Origin of the sequence: Microbacterium sp. AZCO (assembly GCF_039614715.1) — a bacterium.
Taxonomy (GTDB): Bacteria; Actinomycetota; Actinomycetes; order Actinomycetales; family Microbacteriaceae; genus Microbacterium.
In genome coordinates, this window is the sequence record NZ_CP154857.1 from 1,562,592 (window position 1) to 1,583,145 (window position 20,554).

Sequence of the window (20,554 nt, forward strand, 5' to 3'; positions counted from 1 at the left end):
GTGCCCGTGACCGCACCGGCGAATGACCGCAGCCGACTTCACTCGGCGCTCTCGGACCGACAGGCGCTCGCACTCATCCAAGAGTCCCAGTCAGCGTTGAACCTCATGAGGGATTCGATAGATGCGATTCGGGGACTTCGGCACCCGCTCCTTCACGGGGACGCCATCTTCACGCTCGGGAGTATCGGCGTTGAGAAGATCGCGAAAATACTCCTCGGGTGCGCGGCTGTCGAGCGGGCTGGAGCATGGCCGTCGATGAAGACCCTTCTTGGATGGGGTCACGACATTGACAAGCTCTCGCGAATGGTCACCGAGACCGCCCGCGGCGGCATCGGCCAGTCGACAGCAACGGGCTACTCTGAAACGGTCCTCAGCCGAATCGAGCAGAGCACGATCCTTCCACTGCTCTTCGCGACGTTCTCTCGCTATGGCCGATCGGGCCGATTCCACTATCTCGACGTTCTTGCAACGGACGAGCTAGGCGACTTTGAATCACCGCACAACCATTGGTCGCGCTTAGAAAACCATGTCACGTACTCGGACCCAGCCACGTTTGGCGGCCCCATCTCCGGCGATTGGGGAGACCTTGACGCTCAGCTGGTACACCTCGCGGAAGTTATCGCGGACGAACTCGAAATCTGGTGGTTCGCCGTACACATCTGCGCTCTTCAGGGACGCTTCGGCTCGCTCGGAAAGAGAGCCGCCTTCGTCATCTGGGATCCGGCCCGCGCCGTGCCTCGTGAGTTCGCCTAGCCCCGAGTGAAACGGACCATCGTTCGCCCAGGAACCGGCTCGCGCGCCGGGTGGGGACCTCGCGGGCTAGGCGGGCGTGTCGCCGGAGCCGCTCGGGGATTGCTATGTTCGGCTGCTGGGGAGTCGACCAGGTCCCTACCTTGACCTGGTCAGATCGCGCGCCGACGTGCCTCAGCTTTGGCCGCCTCGAGTTCGGTGCTGTAGTGGGCGACGGCGATCGCGCTCATCGTGCGGATGTTCTCGTCTGGGTGCTCGGCCAGTCCGCGGAACTGTTTGATGTACCCCTCAATTCGTTGATGATCCTCTCCCCACTGCACGCCGAACTCGACGGTCCTGGCGATATGGAGCGGATCCATCCCGCGCGGGATAACAATCGCGGCGACTTCCTCGAGCGTCGGTTGAGGCCCATCGCCGTCCAGCACTGACACTGCCGCGTCCGGCGTAACGACCCCGTCCTCGACGTTGCGGCGCAGCCAGGCGATGTCGGCTCCGGTCACTGCTCGGAGAGCGTCGTCGGATGCAAAGCTTTCCCGCCAGTGCATGTAGATCGTGGTCCGAAGCTGGTCAGGAAGGCCCGGGGCCGATTGCTCGATTTCGGTCCACGGAATCTCGGAACAGAGTTGCACGTCCGTGGGGTCTGCGCGGAGGAGGATCGCAGCGTAGAGGTCGGGCGCCACGGCCGCGAGGCCCCGCAGATGGGCGGTGTTGTCGGAGGTATTGGCCGGAAGGGGCAGCCGTAGTTTGGATGCCGCGGTGCGCCAGAGTTCGTGAAGATCGGGGGTGATCATGACGCGCTCGGGTCGTTCTGGATCGGCCATGAGCAGTGCGGTGGTGGCTGCGACGCCGCCACTGTCGTGGTTGAGGAGTGCCTGAAGCACCGGCCCGGGCACGCGCTCCATCTGATATTCCAGCCCGAGGAGGTCGGTGGCACGCAGGTCGGACAGCACGATCGCGCTGTGTTCTGCCTCGCCCGCGAGTGCGGCGTTCACCAAGGCGTTGCGAAGCGTGGGGCGGTTCATGTACGCCGCGGTCTGCGCTGAGGTGAGTTGATGTCGTTCGGCGGCTGCGCCGACGAGTTCTGCGGCGTCGTCGAGAAGCCCCACATCTTCCATGTGAGCGATCCAGGGACAAAGATCGTCGTTGAGATCGGTGACGGCGCGCCATACCCGCCAGATACTGGCGGTGACGCTGTCCGCCTCGGCCTCGTAGCGCTTAATCGCCGCCACTTCGTCCGAGAGCTCGGCCATTGACATTCCCGCGATGGCGGATGCGATGGCGCTGGATTGGGCCTGGAACGCGGACGCCCAGTCCTCGCCTCGAGGCCGACGGGCGAGAAGTCGCGAAGCAAGCGAATCGGGATCGGGCAGATCGAGGCCAAGGAGGCTGACGCTGCCGCGGAACTTGTCGCGGATGAACGGATTGTCGGGGAGATGATCGCGTATCCATCGGCCGATTGTCCGTCCGTGCACCCGCGCTCGTGTCTGCTGGGCGCGGGGGATGGTCCCGTTGTACGCCATTCCGTGACCACGTCCCGCTCGTGCCCAAGCGCCGACAAGTGCGATCAGCGAGAGGGCAGCGTTGGGTCTCAAAGCCTCCTGGGCGGCAGCCTGATACGGCATCCAGATATCGCTGATCAGTTTGTCCATTGCTGCCACGGTGTGGACACCGCCGATCATGTTGATCGACATGATGTCGTCGGGGGACTGATAAGTAGCATCGAAGACAGGAGCGAGCAAGTCGGCGAGCAACTGCGTCTGCAGGTCACCGGTCTCCTCGGTTGGGTGCGCGGACGCCCAACGCTGGGCCTCCTGTCCCGTTCGGAGGAGCGCGTCAACATTGGGTGCAGGGTACGGGCCGAATTGGCGAACTTCGCGCACAAATCGCTCGACAGAGCGAGCGACACCCTTTGGGTCCGCTGGGAGTTGGGACAGTGCGGTGTCGAGGAAGCGAGTTGTCGCCGTGCGGTCGTGGCCGCCGATCACGGCGAGTGCGTAGTGGTCGGCCGCGTGTTCGATATGAGTGGGCGCGATCGTGCGTTCGACGAGGTCGAGCGCGGCGGCGGCGGTGGTTGCGTTGAGCAGCAGGCACTGCTGGATAAGGCGGCCGGAATCACCCGGGAGTGCAGCGTCGGCGAGCCCGGCGAGCGCGATCTCGGTGACGAGCCGGTGCTGGTGCACGCCGCTGACGCGTGCAGCGTGGACGATTCCTGTTGCGATCGCGATTCGCCGGTCGGGCCACCTGTCGTAAAGTGTCCGGGCGCTGATGGCGGGGATGCTCTCGCGGAGGTAGGCGTCGGCGATCAGGTTCGCGTGCAGCTGGCGTGGTGCCACTGAGTAGCGGAGTCCGTCGTTGCGTCCCCCCTCGACATCGAGGAGACCGCCCGCGGCGAGTGCGTTGATTGCTGCAGCGAGATCGCGTCTCGTCATCTGGAGCAGGTCGGCGAGATGATCGACGTCGTCGGTGTCGAGGTGGCCGATCATGCCGAGGATCGAGAGCAACGCGAGGGAGTCGCCCGGCAGGCCAGCACGGAGTAGGTAGGCGCGGACCCATCCATTCACTGCTTGGCCCGTGAAGAAGTCGTTCCGTGTCTCGTCGGTGAGTAGCGTCGTGATCAGCCGCACGGCCCACCCGGGGCGACCGTGCGCTTGCGCGACGACGCGTCCCACCAGGTCGTGACGTCGGACACCGTAGTTGCGGCAAATCTCGCCAATGACATTGCGAGGGAGCGGATCGACCACGAGCGTCTTTGAGTCGGGGAGGCGAGTCGCGATCTCTGCCTGCTGTTGCGGCCAGCAGATGGCGACAACGCGGTACTGAAGCTTCTCCGTCCGGCGGAGAGTGTCGAGTCGAACGAGCATGGCGGGTATCCGGGCGGCGTCATCTACAGCGATCACGGTCGATCCGTCATCCATGATGTCTCCGAGCAGTTGGGTCGTGGTCGCTTCCTCGTCAGCGATGAAACGGATGCCCGGCACGGCCTCCACGAGGGCGGTCTTGCCAATGCCCGGCGCGCCGACGACGATCACATCTCGACCCGACTCCGCGATTTGTAAGACCAGGTCGTCGCGCCCGATCAACTCCGTACGAGCCGAAGATGCCGCTCGCGGAGATCTTGGAGAAAGCGCGTATGGACCGCTGCGGAGACCGAGGAGCTTTTCGCGCCAGTCGCCGAGTCGGAGTAGGCGATCGCCGAAGAAGTCGCGGTCGTAGGTTTGGACGAGCTCGAAGCCACGAGCCCGCGCGGCACGCTTGAGCCGGTCGCGGCCCCGGCGGTCGATCGAGGCGAGGCTGACGGCGATTACCTTTTTGCCGTCCATGCCGTGTGCGATCAAAGAGTCGAGCGAGCTGACGAGATTCTTGCGAGCACCATCGACACTGGGCGAGCTGGTAATGGTCATCCATACCGGGTCGCCCGCGTCGTCCGCGAGATCAGCGTCTGCACCCCAATCGGTCCCGCCCCGGACCGGAACCAAGCCCGGGTGCAGCTCACTGAGTACGGTCGTGGCGAACTCCTCGAAAACGCTCGGATTGATCGTCGATCGTGGGTTCGCTAATGCCATCCGCACGCGGTCGATGAGATTCATGCCCGCCTCCGCCTCGACATTATGCGACGCGTGAGACACGCTCCGAGTGCGGCGCGCATGCGCTTGCAGGGTTTCACTCAAGCACCGGTCTGCAGTGAGGTCTGAGGATGGGGTGCGGCGCCCGCAGGCCTCCCCTCTGCGCGCAACGCCCGCTTGGGGATGGAGCATCGCGTCGGCGGCTATCGATACGCTCCGAACATGAGCTCAACGGATGTCAGGAATGACTTGATTCGCGACTTCTACGCGCACTCTCCCTCCCAATACCTGCGCACTCGCATCACGCTTCTGATTGCGTTTGGTGACGCACGAGCTCCCCTCCACAAGGCACTCACTGACGGTGTCGAGGCGTGGAACCTGCGCGCGCAGTCCGGAGCCACCCCCGACCAAGATGAGACCGACGGGTTTGCGGTTATCGAGTCGTTGTCGATCATGTACCTGGCCGCCGAGGCACTGCTCCGACTGTACTTCGCACACGTCGATGAGAACTCGTGCCCACCCCTGCGGCTATCTGGCTTGACGAGCTACGCGAAGTTCAAACAGAACGCGGCCGCCTTGATCTCCGATCCTCCGAGCCTCGAGTCACTTCGCCTCGTATTCCGCGGCGGCCCCGACGCTCCCCCAGACGTGTCCGACCAGGCGTGGGCAGAAGATGCAGACGTCCTCCGATTTCTTGTGAACCGCGCGGCTGAATTGATGGCCAACGAGGCGAACGTATACAACGCGACCAAGCATGGGCTCGCGGTACAGCCACGAAAATCTGGCATGCGCCTCGGCAGCGAGCACGATCCAGCCGGCGTGATGATCGACCACCATGGATCCTCAATCAGATTCCTGAACAAGATGCCCAGCTCAGGAGGCGCCACCCAGCACTGGCGGGAGACCGTGCAGTTCGCCTTTCCGTCACAAAACCTCGCCCTGGCCTACGCGTTCGCCGACGAGATCGACGCGATCCACACCGTTGCTAAGGGCCGCCTGCTTGGCCAGGAGGGAGCAATCGCGATTCATCCACGTGCGCTACTTGAGTACTTTGGCGCAGTCCCTTTCGGAAGTGAGTACACAGGTCTGCTATCGATGGCCATGAACAGGGACTTTCAGGTCCGGGTCTTTAGCGGTGCCTAGCGATCAGGGACTGGGCCGCGCCCGCACCCTGTTTCGCCTTGAGCAAGGGGGCTGCGAGCGGGCTACGTCACCGAGGTCGACGGCACTCAGCTGGCCCTGATCGAGCACCCCGCAGCGGAAACCCCACGGTGCCCGCTGAGGGATCCTTGCGGGCGGCGTTCCCCCACAGCTCTCAAAGGATCGCGATGCCGTTGGCGGCGAGCCAGACCGCGAGGAGTAGGAGCAGGATCGTCGTGATGACGGAGTTTCGGCGGATGAGCCAGAGGCGCAGGACTTCCAGCAGCCGGTGCAGGCGAGTGCCGGCGATCAGGTAGGCGGCGACGGGAATTAGGACGGTCGACGTCGCGACGATCGTGAAGACCGCGATCGCGATGACGGTCTCGGTCGGACTCAGTTCTGCGGCGCCGAGCTCGATGCCGGCGCTCGCCGTGAGAAGGAGATTCTTGGGGCTCAGTGGGATCAGGACGACGCCGGCGAGGCAGGCGACAGGGAACGACATGCTGTCGACCGCCTTGATCCACGCCGGGAGCCGCGGTGCCGCGCCGCGGCGCGGCTGGCGCACCCACGACACGATAGCGAGCACGACGGCCGAAGCGGCCAGCACGAGTTGGATCACGCCCTGCACCGGCCGCGGGCCCTGGAGAGCGTCGGCGGGGAGACGGTCGGCGATGAGCGTGACAACCGAGACGACGATCGCGATGCTCGCAGCCCAGCCGACGAGAAGCGCCACACCGGCCGTCCGGGCGCGCCGTCCGAGCAGGAGGGCCAGCACCGCGATGATCGGCACCGGGCTCGCGGCGACTCCGAGCGCGAGCGAGACCGTCGCACCGTTCACCGGTCACCACATCCCCCCAGATGAACCGCAGGCCCCCGGCCCGCGAAGAACGAGTCTCGCCTATCGAGGGTGAGCGCGGGCGCATTGTGACCGAGCGTTGCGCATCCGGAACCGCGTGAGCCCTACCGTGACACGCGTGACAGCAACGACCTCGCCTCGCCCTCGACGCCGGACGGGAGGGCTCGGCCGCCCCACCGGACGCGACGTCGTCTCCGGATTCGTCACAGGCCTCTTCTCGATTCCCGAGGGCATGGCTTACGCGAGCATCGGGAACTTCTCCGCCCCGCTCGGTCTGTGGTCGGGCATCGTGCCGACGATCGTCGGCTCGATGTTCACCCGCACCGTGCTCATGGTGACGACGCTGACGAGCGCGATCGCTCTCACATCGCAGAGTGTGCTGAAGGGTGCCGGCCTCGACCCGGGCGACCTAGGCGCTGTCGCGACGCTGACGGTCATGGTCGGCGTGGTGATGCTCGTCATGGGGCTCCTCAAGCTGGGCTCGGTCATGTCGTACGTGTCGACGGCGGTCATGACGGGCTTCACGACGGGGATCGCGCTGCAGATCATCGCGGGCGTCATCCACGACGCGACGGGCTACTCGCCGCAGAGCTCGAACACGGTCGGGAAGATCGTCGACGCGGTCGCGAACATCGACCAGTGGCAGCTCGCCTCGGTGCTCGTCTCCGCGGCCACGATCGGCGTGTGGGTCGTCGTGCGCTTCATCAAGCCGATCCGCTCCCTCGCGACCCTCGTCGCGCTCCTCGTCGTGACGGTCCCGGTCGCGCTCCTCGGCCTGGACGTCGAGTACGTGTCCGACATCGCGACGATCCCGCGCGCGCTGCCGCCGCTGAGTCTCCCCGACATCGCCGCGATCCCCGCCCTGATGACGGGCGCGGTAGCCGTCGCGCTCGTCGCGCTCGCGCAGGCGGCGGGCATCAGCGCCGCCGTCGGCAATCCAGACGGCACCCGATCGGATGCCTCGAAGGACTTCACTGCCCAGGGCCTGGCCAACATCGCGGGCGGGTTCTTCTCGGCGCTCCCGACGGGCGGTTCGATGTCGCGCACCGGCGTCGCGACGAGCGCGGGAGCGCGCACCCGCTGGTCCGGCATCTTCGCGGGACTCTGGCTCGCACTCATCGTGCTCCTGGTGGGTCCGTTCGCGGGCTATATCCCGATGCCCGTCATCGGCGGCCTCATGTTCGTCATCGGCGGCGAGCTCGTGGCGGGGCGCTGGGACGACATCGTGCTCGTCTTCCGCACGTCGGCGCTCTCGGCGGCCGCGCTCGTCGTGACCTTCGCGGCGACGACGGCCCTTCCGCTGCAGCAGGCGATCTTCATCGGCGCGGGACTCTCCATCATCCTCAGTGTCGTCGCCCTCTCTCGCACTGGGCGCATCCTCGAGGTCGTCCGGCAGGGCGACGGCTGGATCGTCGAGAACCCGCCGCAGAGCCTGCCTAGCCACCGCACGACGGTGCTGCACTACACGGGCGGCAGCATCTTCGCCGAGGTCAACCGGCTGCAGGAGGATTGGCCCCTCGTGAAGGGGACGACGGATGCCGCGATCGTGCTGTCGATGCGCGGCTCCCCCATGGTCCCCTCGGCCACGTTCCTCAAGGCGCTCGACCAGATCGTCGCCGACCTGCGCGCGGAGGGCATCTCGCTCGTCCTGTGCGGCGTGCCGCCGAAATTCGCCGAGCTCCTCACCCACACGGGACGGCTCACGCACCTCGGTCCGGAGAACGTCGTCATCGAGACGCCGCGGCTGGCCGAGTCGCTCGAGACGGCGTATGCGCGAGCAGAAACGTTGCGGACGGAGGCGCGGAACGAGGCATCCCGAGACCCCAAGGGGGCCTGATGGCGCTCTCACTCGCTACGGGTGAGTGCGCTGCATCACTCGACCCGCTGTGGCGGTGTTGTCGATAGACAGAGACCAAGGCTTGAGCACCCGGGGGGCGTGCCATCGCACTGCGCCCTCCCGATTCGAGGAGAGACGATGACGGACGAATCAGTGATCGGCGCCCCGCTTCCGCCGGCGAGGACGCTTCCCTTCCCGCCGAAGCCCTCGGGCAGCTACGCGGGGCGCACCCTCGCGGAGTCGACGTACGCGCCGCTGCCGCCGGAGCGGCACCTCGCCGAGGATGCGCCGAACGTGCTCGTCGTGCTCATCGACGACGCCGGCCCCGCGCTTCCCGCGCCGCTGGGCGGCAAGGTCGCCACGCCGACGCTCGAGCGGATCCGCGAGGGCGGCGTCGGCTACAACCGCTTCCACACGACGGCGATGTGCTCGCCCACCCGCGCGTCGCTGCTGACCGGGCGCAACCACCACCGCGTGGGGGCGGGGCAGATCGCCGAGCTCGCCGCCGACTGGGACGGATACTCGGGGCACATCCCGAAGAGCAGCGCGACGATGGCCGAGGTGCTGCGCAACTACGGCTACTCGACGGCGGCGTGGGGCAAGTGGCACAACACCCCCGCCGAGGAGACGACGAAGGCCGGTCCGTACGACAACTGGCCGACGGGCAACGGCTTCGAGTACTTCTACGGATTCCTCGCCGGCGAGGCGTCGCAGTACGAGCCGAACCTCGTGCGCAACACGACGAGCGTCCTGCCGCCGAAGTCGCCCGAGGAGGGCTACCACCTCAGCGAGGACATCGCCGACGACGCGATCGCGTGGCTGCGCGACCACAAGGCGCTCGCACCCGACAAGCCGTTCTTCATGTACTGGGCGACCGGGGCGATCCACGGTCCGCACCACATCATGAAGGAGTGGGCCGACAAGTACGCCGGCGTCTTCGACGACGGCTGGGACGCCTACCGTGAGGACGCCCACGCGGGAGCGAAGGCCGCGGGCTGGATCCCCGAGGACGCCGAGCTCACGCCCCGCCCGGAGTCGCTGCAGGGGTGGGACGAGATCCCCGACCACCAGAAGGCGTTCCAGGCGCGGCTCATGGAGGTGTGCGCGGGGTTCGGTGAGCACGCGGACGTGCAGGCGGGCCGTCTCGTCGACGAGCTCGATCGCCTCGGCTACCTCGGCAACACGATCGTCATCTACATCTGGGGCGACAACGGCTCGTCGGGCGAGGGCCAGAACGGCACGATCAGCGAGCTGCTCGCGCAGAACATGATCCCCACGACGATCGATCAGCACCTCGCCGCGCTCGACGAGCTCGGCGGCCTCGACGCGCTCGGCACCCCGGCGACGGACAACCAGTACCACGCGGCCTGGGCGTGGGCGGGGTCCACGCCGTATCAGGGCATGAAGCTCATGGCCTCGCACCTCGGCGGCACGCGCAATCCGCTCTTCATCCAGTGGCCGGGGCACATCGAGCCCGACCGCGTGCCCCGCACGCAGTTCCACCACGTCATCGACGTCGCACCGACGATCTACGAGATCCTCGGCATCTCGCATCCCGAGACGGTCAACGGCGTCCACCAGGACCCGATCGACGGCACGAGCTTCGCGTACTCCATCGACGACAAGACGGCCGAGGGCCGGCACCGCGTGCAGTACTTCGAGGTCATGGCGAGCCGTGCGATCTACCAGGACGGCTGGATGGCGTCGACGACGGGTCCGCGCCTGCCGTGGGTGCCCGGTGCTCCTCCGGGAATCCGCACGTGGACGCCCGACGAGGACACCTGGGAGCTCTACCACCTCGACGAGGACTGGAGCCAGGCGCACGACATCGCCCAGGAGCATCCCGAGAAGCTCGCGGGTCTCAAGGAGCTCTTCGCGATCGAGGCGGCGAAGAACAGCGTGCTGCCGATCGGCGGAGGCCTGTGGGTCCCCGTCTATCACCCCGAGTTCCGCATCTCGCCGCCCTACCAGGAGTGGGAGATGACCGGCGACACGACGCGTGTGCCCGAATTCAGCGCACCGGCCCTCGGCAACAAGCCGAACACCGTGACGATCACGGCGAACGTCGGCGACAAGGCGAACGGCGTGCTGTACAAGCTCGGCGGTGCCGGCGGCGGTCTCACGGCGTACGTCGTCGACGGCGTCCTCACGTACGAGTACAACCTGTTCCTCGTGCAGCGGACGATCATCGCAGCACCCGATCCGCTCCCCGCCGGAGACGTCACGATCGTGATCGAGACGACCTACGTCGAGCCGCGACCCGGGGGACCTCTCGAGGTCGTGCTGAAGGTGAACGGCGACGAGGTCGCCTCCGGAGTCGTGCCCGTGAGCGCACCGCTCCTCTTCTCGGCGAACGACTGCCTCGACATCGGGCGGGCGTACGGCGGCGCCGTCTCGCGCGCGTACGCCGAGCGGATGCCGTTCGCCTTCGACGGGCGGATCGACCGCGTGCACGTCGCGTACGCCACGTCCGCCTGACCCGGTTGACCCAGACGACTCCCGCGCCGAAGCGCCGTCGATCCCTCGCCCGGGACGTCGGCGCGGGGGTCGTCGTCGGCGTGGAGAGCGTGCCCGACGGGCTGGCGATGGGCCTGCTCGCCGGTGTCAATCCGCTCGCCGGGCTGTACGCCTATCTGTTCGGAATGGTCGGGGCGGCGCTCTTCACGAGCAGCTCCTTCATGGTCGTGCAGACGACCGGGGCGATCGCCCTCGTCGTCTCGGACACGGGATTCGCGACGCGACCAGACCCGGATCGTGCCCTGTTCACCCTCTCGATGCTGACGGGCGCCATCCTCCTCGTCGCGGGCCTCGCGCAGGTGGGGCGCCTCGTGCGGTTCGTGCCGACGGCGGTCATGACCGGCTTCCTCACGGCCGTCGGCGTCAACATCGTGCTGGGCCAGCTCGCGAACCTGACCGGGTACGCCGCCCCGTACGACAATCGCGTCGCGAAGCTCATCGACACCGCGATCCATCCCGGCCAGTGGAGCGTCGCGTCGATCGCCGTCGGTCTCGTCACAATCGCGATCATCCTGGCACTGCAGCAGACGCGCATCGGAGGCATCGGCCTCGTCATCGCGATCGTCGCCGGAAGCGGCCTGGCCGCCGCCCTCAACGCGTGGGCCGGGGCATCCGTCGCGCTCATCGGCGACCTCGTGGCGGTGCCGAACGGCCTGCCACGCCCCGTCCTGCCGACCTGGGACGACATGCTGTTCCTCGTCGTCCCGGCCTTCTCGATCGCGCTCATCTGCGTCGTGCAGGGCGCCGGCGTATCGACGGGACTGCCAACCCCCGACGGCCGGAGGCCGAACGTCTCACGCGACATCGTCGCCCAGGGCGCCGGCAACCTGATCGCGGGCGTCTTCCAGGGCATGCCGGTGGGCGGCTCGATGGGCTCGTCGTCGATCGTCGTCGCAGCGGGGGCCAGGACGCGCGCGGCCCTGTTCCTCGCCGGAGCGTGCATGGTCGTCGTCATCCTGTTCGCGGCGGAGACGGTCGCGTACGTCGCGATGCCGGCCCTCGCCGGTCTTCTCATCGTCATCGGGGCCGGGGCGATCAAACCGGCGCGGATCCGTTCGGTGCTGGGCACCGGACCGCTCCAGACCGTCATCATGGCGGTCACGTTCGTGCTGACGATCCTCATCCCGCTGCAGTTCGCGGTGCTCGTCGGGGTCGGGCTCGGGATGGTCATGTTCGTGGTGCAGCAGTCCAACCGCGTACGTGTGCGCGAGCTGCGGCTGTCCGACGACGGCGGGATGCGCGAGGTCGACCCCGTCCCCTGGATCGGCCGCGGCACCGTCACCGTGCTGCAGCCCTACGGCAGCCTCTTCTTCGCCAGCGCGCCGACCCTCGAGCGGCAGCTGCCGGCGATCTCGCGGGCCTCGAGCGGTGCCGTGGTGATCCTGCGCCTTCGCGGGATCGACCAGATCGGCCTCACGACGATCGACGTGCTCCGCCGCTATGCGGCCGCACTCGGGGAGGCCGGCTCGACGCTCAAGCTCGTCGTGAGCGACAAGGACGTCCTGACGCAGATCCGGGCGAGCGGGCTGGCGAGCGCGATCGGCCCCGACAACCTCTACGAGGGCAGCGAATGGGTCGGCGCGACCGTCCGCCGCGCCTATGCCGACGCCCGCGAGGAGGTCGCGAATGCGCGGTGAGCCTCCGCGGGAATGGGATGCTTCGACGATGACTCCCCCTGCCCCCGACATGGTCCTCCTCCCCGCCGGAGCCTTCACGATGGGAAGCGATGAGTTCTACCCGGACGAGCGTCCCGTGCACGAGCGCTCGGTCGAGTCGTTCTGGATCGACCGGCACCAGGTGACGAACGCCGACTTCGCGCGGTTCGTGGAGGAGACGGGGTACGTCACGGTCGCTGAGCGGCCGCTCTCGGCATCCGACTATCCGGAGCTCGCCGCCGAAGAACTCGTGCCCGGCTCGCTCGTCTTCACCCCGACGCCCGGCCCCGTCGACCTGCGCGACTGGCGGCAGTGGTGGCGCTGGGAGCCCGGCGCACAGTGGCGCCACCCGGAGGGCGCCGGGTCGTCCATCGACGACCGCATGACGCATCCCGTCGTGCAGGTCGCGCTGGAGGATGCCGATGCCTACGCACAGTGGGCGGGCAAGCGGCTGCCGACCGAGGCGGAGTTCGAGTACGCCGCGCAGGGCGGTCGCGGGGGTGCCGCGTTCGCGTGGGGGGATGCCGCGTTCCCGGGCGGCGTCGCGCAGGCGAACACGTGGATCGGCCACTTCCCTTATGACAACCAGGGCCGGTTCGGCGCGACCACCGCCCCCGTCGGGTCGTACCCCGCCAATGGCTACGGCCTCTTCGACACGATCGGGAACGTGTGGGAGTGGACGACCGACTACTACTCACCCCGTCACGTCGTGCCCGGCACGGAGCCGGTCGACCGCGGCGGGCGATCCGACCTCCTCGCCTCGGCGAGCGCGGAACCGGGCTCGCGCGTGCCGCGGCGGGTGCTCAAGGGCGGCTCCTACCTGTGTTCACCCGAGTACTGCCTGCGCTTCCGGCCAGCAGCCCGCTCACCGCAGGCCGACGACAGCTCGACGACGCACATCGGCTTCCGCTGCGTCCGCGATGCCTGAGGCCACGGCCGGGGGCGAACGACCCACCTTCACAACCGGTGAATCGGCTCCCGTCTGTGGCTACGGTTGTCCCATCCACACGAGCGTGCGCGACAGAAGCATCGACCTCTCGCGTGGCTTGGGCGGTGGTCGCCGAGCCTGATTGGTAAAGGACGCCATCGCGCGGAATGGCTGCTGGCGAGCGCTGCCTTTGAAGGGAGCCGCATCGAGCGCGTCGGCGGCCACACTCAACATGCCGCCTCGGCAATGCACGCATGAGGATCCGTTGCGTGCGGCGTGATCCGAGTACTCTGCTGACGAAACCTGCGCGGACAAGGGCCTAGAAGGTTGAGGGCGTCGGACACCGGCGCCCAGGGCAATGGGATGATCTCGGCGCCTCACCCCCGGAGATTGCCATGAGCGCGCTCAGCCCAGCACTGGGAGAAGGAGTGCGGCACAAAGCGAGGTAGCCTCCGCCCTGCGCGATCTCGGTGCGGATCGAGTGGGCCTTCTAGAACCCCGGAGTCTCCACTGGCCGGTTGGAAAGCCAGGGTTTGCGCCATCCTGGCGCGTCCCATTCCTCCGCTACGTAGATGCGGTCGAGGGCGATCTTGCCCTCACGGAACTCATCGATGCTCACACCGAACACGGGTGCGCCACGGTTGTAGCGTGCCGTCAACTCGACCACCGCCACCCGTGTCTCGGGGCACCGAAGCGCGCAAGCGAGCGCAGAATATTCTCGGAGTGGGCGGCGAGTCAATGAACTGATTCGCCACCCGCTTCCCCCAAGACATCAAGGCTAACTCTCATCTCATGGTTCGTACAGAGACGCTTCGGAATGGGAAAGCAGCATCCCGATAGGGACAGACCGCGAGACCGCACCTGGCTCGGGTCGACAGGGCTGACGTCCCGCATCGCACCTATCCGTCGTGTGTGGGGGCCAATCCGCACGGCCGTACCAACGTCGCCACCTGCGCGACACCCAGAGTGAGTGGTCCGTCACCTTCGAACTCCGCGAGCAGCCGGTGCGGGGCTGGGCGCGGGGCCGTGGCCGTGATCGCGGAGGGAGCGGCTGCGTTGGCCGCGCTCTGCGCGTTCCCCAAAAGATGTCGGACGCATCCCCTGATCGCTAACGTCGGGACTGAGGCCTGCCCGCTGGGCCGCGGGGACTGTGCCGATGCGCTTCCGCGCTCGTGTCGCCGAGGGCGCGACGTGGGGCCCTGTCCCTCGGGCTAGCGGTCCGTGATGTTCTGCGTGATAGCGCACACGATCGCCTGGTGGTCGCCCAGTCGGAACGCAGCCTCAAGCCGCGCCGAAGTGACCTCCTGATCCCCGTCCCGCACGAGGCGAGGCCAGCCCCCGTCACGGCGGCATGTGCGGCATCGGGCTCCAGAGGCGCCTGCCGCACACCGCCGCGGGAGTGGCGCTCCAGGCGCTAGTCCCTCTTGATCGTGACCGCCTGGGGTGCATGGTCTTCGACGGGTGGCGAGTCGGCGTCGAGGTGCTCGGCGATGAGCATGATGCCGCCGGAAGAGTTGGCGGAGGTGGCCAGCTGTTCGATCCACTCCCGACTCAACGTGGGCGGTTCGGGATCATCGAAGACGAACCGCAGAGGTATCGATGGGTGCAGCCAGATGGTGCTGCGACCTCGCGGCTGATCGTCCGGATGCTGCCAGGACAGAGTGAAGCTCTCTCCACGTCGCAGCTTGGTGGCGATCACGACCTTCAGATGCGCAAGTGCACGATCGTCGATGTGGATGGGAGTGGCGGAGCCACCGTAATAGATCGTTCCCATGTCGTGCACCTGACCACTCAAGAAACGTGATTTCGGCCACGTCGACCGAGCCCTCCAGACTATCCAGCGCAGTCCCTCTCACCACCGAACAAGGGACCGATATATCGATCTCTTCCCTACGAGTGACCTTGTGCCGGCTCCGAGGCGGGCGCCGCAGAGTGATACTGCATGGCGCGGCGCGCCGCAACCCCGTGAACGGTGCGAAGTTGTGAGCAGTACGGTGCCTCGATGACCGACTCCCCTTCGCACACCACGGTGCATACTCAGTTGTCGATCAACGACGGCATGTTCCTCCTCGCCCAGGTGCAGGACGTGGAGGACCTCAAGCGTCGCATCGAGAAAGCCGCCGCCTCCCCAGCGCGGTTCGTGGACTTCATCGTGGTCGGGAACCGGACCGTCAGCGTGCTGGTCTCGGTATCCACCCGCGTCGTCATCTCCGTGGAGACAGCGCCGTTCGACCCCCGCGACGACGGCGACATCGAAACCTCGTTCGGCGGCGAGTTTGACCTGTAACCGAGAACCCCGCCTGGCTTCACCGCGCCGTCCGCTTTTCGTGTCCGCGTCCCGGTCTACGTGGACCGCACAACATCGCCGCAACACGGTTCTTAACCGGAGCCGTGAGCGAAAAAACCGAAGCATGGCTTAAAGCCTATGCCGACGAAATCCAAGACGAATTAGACGTGGACGAACGCCCGCCCTTTCGAGGGCTTCATCCCGTCAGGAGCTGCTGGCTTCTCATAACGTCACAGACTCCCGTGGGACCGGTTGTCAACAGATGGGGAGGCCGTGCACGCCTCAGTAGTCTCCCCGACGTGGGACGGTTCATCTACGACACCAACGCCAACGCAGTGGACATCGACGACCGCACCCTCGCTCACGTGCGGATCGCTATCATGACCAAACTGCGCCGCGGCGAAGCGTTCATGTTCGACGTCCACGTGGGCAAAGGCAGCGGACACCGCAGCTTTTGGATCCACCCCTCCATCCCCCTCCAGTTCCGCTTCTTCACCACCCAGCGACACCGGATCAACCGCGCGTGGATAGAACTACTCATCGAAGCCGCGAGCGGACCCAGCGGGCTCACGATCGTCCCCGAACCGGATGAGGAAGCACCCCAAATCGTGCTCGACGAACCAACGACCGGTTAGCACGGGTTCAGGCAGGTACGAACGCGCGCGGGGTACTCCTTCTGACGGCGCCGACGGCGCACAGCTCGACCGAAGGCTACATCGGTGCATCGCAGGGCGCTTAGTACCCGTGCGTATCGTGGCGCGGGCCCATCACGACCGAAGGCTCAGTGCGAAGTCCCGAGGCGAGTGCGAGTCGGTTGTACGCCGCGTACCGGATCCGGGTCGGAATAGCCCCGTCCCAGTCGAGCGACGCATCGTCGACTCCACCGCAGCTTCAAGGGCTGTCGCCGGCCGTCGGGTTCTTGCGCTGGTCGCAACTCTTAATCATTCGGACGGCACTACCTCACGAGCAGGCGCTGCCGAAACACGCTCCCCCGCATTCGCAGGCGCTCACTGCTTTCGCCTCGGGCGAGATTAACGGCGGTGTTGAAGGCGGCGCGTGCGTGTGCCTGGTCGCGCTGCTGAGCTGTCGTGTCGGTGTCGGTGGCGGTGCCCAGCGCACTGCGCCCTGTGATCCCGTAACGGTCGCGATATGCCGCGACAATTCGTGCCTGTCGTCTCCAGGCCGCACGCGCGGACTCGGTCGGCTCAGTGCCCAACTCCATGATCCAGTTGTCACCGAACCTCAGAGCCTTGTCGACAAGGGTTTGCGCACGACGCTCCATGAGCGTGCGTCGTTCATCGAGGGCGCGGCGCATCTCTGGCGTCATCGGTCCGAGCGCCTCGGGAATGAGTCCGGCAACCAGGCGTGGCGCTTTCCTTCCGATCTCTTGTGCGCGCTGCCGAGCAAGCGCCTTCTCAAGCCTCGATCGCAGTGCGTCGGCGATGTCCTCCGCGTCGTCGAGCGTCGTTGCGCCGGCGACGGCGTGGAAGAGGAGGTCGACGTTGTGGTGATGTGCTTCGGCGCGCCTGAGTGTCGCGGTGAGCGGTCCGAACGCGTCAGAGCCGACGACGCTCGCTGCCACGATTGGCGACAGTCCCGAGCTCTCGACCAGAGCGACCCACCGGTCGTGTTGCGCGGCGGCGGCAATCGTCTCGTACTCGGCTGCGAGCTGAGCGATGGAGGCCCAGCGGTCCTGCTCGGCCGTCATCGTCTCGTGTGCCGAGAGCTCGGCGCCCGCGTGCTGGAGGACGCCGCGGAGAACGGATGCTCCTGTTGCGTCGCGGGGCTCGCCCGGGTGGGGCGCGTCGTGGGACACCTCGGGTCGGTCGACGGCGACGTAGGCGGTGTTGGCCTGGCGACCGCGGGTCATCGCGACGTAGAGGCTCTCGCGCGTCATCCCGGTTTGCACGAGGACGTGAGCCGTGTCCGTTGTGATGCCCTGGGCCCGGTGGGCGGTGATCGCGTAGCCGAGGTCGACGTGCTCGGCGACGTAGAAAGCGGGCAAGGTGACGGTCGCGCGAGAGCGTCGATCGGCGCGGCGCACCAGCATCCGTCCCTCTTCGAAGACCTTGATGACGGTCCATCGGTCGCCGTTGCGGACCCAGGAACGGCCCGTCCGCAGGGTTCGGTCGTTGCGGCGGGTGAAGACGATGTCGCCGGCCGCTGCGGCGGTGCCGGCGTGCAATGCAACCTCGGTGGTGCCGGTGATGTCGCCGTCGAGGATGCGTTCGGCGCGGGCGCGGACGTTGAGCGCCGTGACGGCTTCGTTGGAGTCGGCGACGAGGATGCTCGCGCTGCCTGCGCGGACGTCGGTGCGCCAGGCGAGGTAGGCGGCGTCGATCATCGCGTCGGACTGCCCCTCGACGACTCGGCCGCGCTCGGTGTACTGATCGATGACGTCGGTGTCGCCGTCGCGGAGTTGCACGGATGCCTTTTTCTCCCAGGCGTGCACGAAGCGGTGCACGTCGACGAGTTCCGGAACGTCGTCACGGTCGTGCGCGAGCAGCGCGAACCCACCACCGGCGTCGACAGCCTGCAATTGCGCGTGGTCGCCGACGAGCAGCACCTTTGCGCCGGCGCTGGCGGCCAGGCTCGAAATGCGATCGAGGGAGAGCGTGCCTGCAAGGGAGGCCTCATCGATGAGGACGAGTTGCCCCCTGCGGAATCGCTCGCCCCGGGTGACGTGGTTCGTCCACCACTTGGCGGTGTTCTCAGTCGGGATGCCGAGGTCCTCGGCGAGCACGTGCGCCGCACCTGCGGACGGCGCGAGACCGACGACGGAGCCACGACCGTACGTTCGCTCCCACGCGTCGCGGAGGGCGCGCATCGCCGACGTCTTGCCTGTGCCCGCGGCACCGACAAGCAAGTCGATGGTGCGCCCGGATGTGGCGATCCTCTCCAGCGCCGCTGCCTGGTCAGCCGAGAGCGACTTCCTGCCGCGCTGGCCGCGTGTCGCCGTCGACAGGCGCGGCGCGGCCGTATCGCGGGATCGCTCGACCAGCCGGCACTCCGCTTTGAGCAGGAGATTGGCGGTAAAGACCGCGCTTCGCCGGGCGCGGAACACCGACGACCCATCCGGACGCTGAAACTCCAGCGGGCTCTCTGCAATCTCAGGCGGCGTCAGCCGCAACGAAGCCCGTTCGGCCGCGTCCGCAACGCGCTCCACCACGTTCTCGCGATCGGATGCCGATGCGAAACGGAGGGGCATCGTCTGCCGCGCGGCTTCCGCAATGAGATTCCAGCGGCGCCACGTCGTGCGCTTCTCGGCGACCGCCTCAACAATGGCTTCGCCGAGATCGGCGATCACCGCCGGAGACAGGTCGGTCGCGCGGGTCGGAGAGATTCGCATCTGCTGCTGCGACCTCAGATCACGGGCCCAAGTCGTCGCGTCTTGACCAAGCACCTCGGTAGCGCGCTGACGCCATCCCGCCGTGAGGTCGGCGAGCGAGTGCAGCTGCTTCTCCGGCCGCGTGGTGAGCGTGGCTTGCGCGCGGAGCCTCATGATCGTGGCGGCGGTCGGCCGATGACCGTGGGCCGCCACGAAGGCGTCGATGAGCTTGTCAGTTTGCTCGTCGATCGCATGCGAGCGGGACGAGAAGAGCGCGACGAGCTCTTCCGGGATGCCCCTGATCGCCCATGCAGTATTGCGGTCACGCCCCCGGTCGCGCGGTTCCCACGCCACACCGAGCGCGTGCGTGAGCTCATCGGTGAAGATCGCTTCATGCAACTCCGATAGTGCAACGACCGCCGCATGGAGCGGGCGCCCGTCGAGCGAGCGCCACTTGTCGTCGAGCACGGTCTGGACCTTGTTGCTCACGACGACGTGCGTATGCAGGTGGGGGTCGCCTGCGCGGCTGTCGAAGTGGTCGAACGCCGTCGCGATGATTCCCTTGACGCTCACCTGTGCAACGGCCCCATCACCGGCTGTCGCACCCGTGCGGGTGGCTGCCACCTCACGCTCCAGGTAGGCAACCACGTGCGCAACAGCGCGATGATGCGCATCAGCAATGACGGCCTGCGTGCGTGCGTCCGCAACACCCCACAGCACGCTCGCCGACTTCGGAATCGAGAACGTGAAGTCGTAGCCTGCAACCGCCCGCCGGCGCGAGGCCGAGCCGTCGGCCTGCGTGCAGACGCCATATTGCGGGTAGGCGCGGCCAAGCGGCTCCCCAGTGACGGGGTGCCCGCCCATACCGATGAGCAGTTGAAGCTGTGCCTCCGTGACGGTGTCGCCGATTCGGATGCCGCTGCTCAAGGACGCCACGCCGCTGCCCATCCAACGGCCCGGCGGTGTCCCTTCCTCGGTGTAGTACCGCGTCAAAGGCGTCGACAACGAACGGACGCCGTCCCCGGCGGCCACCGTGCGCAGTAGGTACTTGTAGCCGTCGCCGGCACTCATGACCCGCATCGACACTGTCACCGCGCCACCCCCGTCCCCTCAGGGAGGAGGTGCGCTGCTGGCGCCCGTGCGCTATTGCAGGCGGGCGTTATTCCGGTCCCGACGCCACGCGAGGCGGTCGGGGTCGCGCCGCCCTGGCCAGGAGAGGACGATGTCGTTGAAGCCGGTCTCCGAAGCGTTCACCGGTTTCCTTGCCGCCCGTGTCTGCAGGGAGGTTTGGGATGGGCAAGTTCATCTACGAAGAGACGATCCGGGTCGACTTCGACGACAGGACTCTCGCTCACTTGCAGTTGGTGATCGGAACGAAGCTGAGACGCGGAGAGCCGTTCCACTTCACCTGGCGGGATGACGCCAGCATCGGGGACGGGCGCACCACGGTCTGGGTGCATCCCCGCTCTTCGCTGGTCTACAAGTTCTATGGCAGTCGCATGCCGCCGCTGAATCCGGCCTGGATAGACGCGCTGGCGCACACGGCGAACTCGCCGACAGGGCTCTATGTCGTTCCCGAACCGCCCATGCCCGCTCACCACGATTCGACTGAGCAGCACTTGGTGGGCTGATCCTGGCGGCAGGGCGGCGGGGACACCGCAGGATGCCTGGCGTTTTGGCGGCGCGCAACCCC

13 protein-coding genes are annotated in these 20,554 nt (G+C 67.1%); 9 read left to right on the forward strand and 4 right to left on the reverse strand.

The genetic code is table 11. The features are described from left to right. Positions 1-6 precede the first annotated feature (6 nt). Entirely contained in the window at positions 7-753 is a 747-nt protein-coding gene (locus AAIB33_RS07350) for a hypothetical protein (protein ID WP_345802890.1), read from the forward strand. Between the two features lie 149 nt (positions 754-902). Here AAIB33_RS07350 and AAIB33_RS07355 read toward each other — a convergent pair whose 3' ends face one another. Beyond that, a complete protein-coding gene (locus tag AAIB33_RS07355; protein ID WP_345802891.1) occupies positions 903-4,337 on the reverse strand; it encodes a hypothetical protein in 3,435 nt (1,144 codons plus the stop codon). Positions 4,338-4,535: 198 nt separating this feature from the next. On the opposite strand from AAIB33_RS07355, the gene AAIB33_RS07360 reads away from it, so the two are divergent. Then, positions 4,536-5,456: a hypothetical protein gene (locus AAIB33_RS07360; RefSeq protein WP_345802892.1), complete on the forward strand. Its 921-nt coding sequence runs from the start codon at positions 4,536-4,538 to the stop codon at positions 5,454-5,456. Between the two features lie 172 nt (positions 5,457-5,628). Here the strand turns inward: AAIB33_RS07360 and AAIB33_RS07365 are convergent, their stop codons facing one another. Further along, positions 5,629-6,291, reverse strand: coding sequence for a GAP family protein (locus AAIB33_RS07365; protein ID WP_345802893.1), 663 nt, complete (start codon positions 6,289-6,291; stop codon positions 5,629-5,631). Between the two features lie 136 nt (positions 6,292-6,427). On the opposite strand from AAIB33_RS07365, the gene AAIB33_RS07370 reads away from it, so the two are divergent. The 4 genes from AAIB33_RS07370 to AAIB33_RS07385 all read left to right on the forward strand — a co-directional run bounded on the left by AAIB33_RS07370 (position 6,428) and on the right by AAIB33_RS07385 (position 13,246). Continuing rightward, a complete protein-coding gene (locus AAIB33_RS07370) occupies positions 6,428-8,146 on the forward strand; it encodes a solute carrier family 23 protein (protein WP_345802894.1) in 1,719 nt (572 codons plus the stop codon). 138 nt (positions 8,147-8,284) lie between these two features. Beyond that, positions 8,285-10,624: an arylsulfatase gene (locus AAIB33_RS07375; protein WP_345802895.1), complete on the forward strand. Its 2,340-nt coding sequence runs from the start codon at positions 8,285-8,287 to the stop codon at positions 10,622-10,624. 5 nt (positions 10,625-10,629) lie between these two features. After that, the gene (locus AAIB33_RS07380; protein WP_345802896.1) at positions 10,630-12,300 is read left to right on the forward strand and encodes a SulP family inorganic anion transporter; all 1,671 of its coding nucleotides are present in this window, start codon (positions 10,630-10,632) and stop codon (positions 12,298-12,300) included. 28 nt (positions 12,301-12,328) lie between these two features. Then, entirely contained in the window at positions 12,329-13,246 is a 918-nt protein-coding gene (locus tag AAIB33_RS07385; protein WP_345802897.1) for a formylglycine-generating enzyme family protein, read from the forward strand. 1,414 nt (positions 13,247-14,660) lie between these two features. Here the strand turns inward: AAIB33_RS07385 and AAIB33_RS07390 are convergent. After that, positions 14,661-15,020: a hypothetical protein gene (locus tag AAIB33_RS07390; protein WP_345802898.1), complete on the reverse strand. Its 360-nt coding sequence runs from the start codon at positions 15,018-15,020 to the stop codon at positions 14,661-14,663. Positions 15,021-15,248: 228 nt separating this feature from the next. Here AAIB33_RS07390 and AAIB33_RS07395 point away from each other — a divergent pair, with 228 nt between their 5' ends. Together AAIB33_RS07395 and AAIB33_RS07400 are read left to right on the forward strand one after the other, a co-directional pair. After that, positions 15,249-15,533, forward strand: a complete 285-nt coding sequence (locus tag AAIB33_RS07395) for a hypothetical protein (RefSeq protein WP_345802899.1) — start codon at positions 15,249-15,251, stop codon at positions 15,531-15,533. A 299-nt stretch (positions 15,534-15,832) separates the two neighbouring features. Beyond that, positions 15,833-16,168, forward strand: a complete 336-nt coding sequence (locus AAIB33_RS07400; RefSeq protein WP_345802900.1) for an ATP-dependent DNA ligase — start codon at positions 15,833-15,835, stop codon at positions 16,166-16,168. Between the two features lie 320 nt (positions 16,169-16,488). Here AAIB33_RS07400 and mobF read toward each other — a convergent pair whose 3' ends face one another. After that, the gene (gene mobF, locus AAIB33_RS07405; RefSeq protein ID WP_345803398.1) at positions 16,489-19,941 is read right to left on the reverse strand and encodes a MobF family relaxase; all 3,453 of its coding nucleotides are present in this window, start codon (positions 19,939-19,941) and stop codon (positions 16,489-16,491) included. A gap of 212 nt (positions 19,942-20,153) precedes the next feature. On the opposite strand from mobF, the gene AAIB33_RS07410 reads away from it, so the two are divergent. Continuing rightward, entirely contained in the window at positions 20,154-20,492 is a 339-nt protein-coding gene (locus AAIB33_RS07410; RefSeq protein WP_345802901.1) for an ATP-dependent DNA ligase, read from the forward strand. The last annotated feature ends 62 nt before the right edge of the window (positions 20,493-20,554 follow it).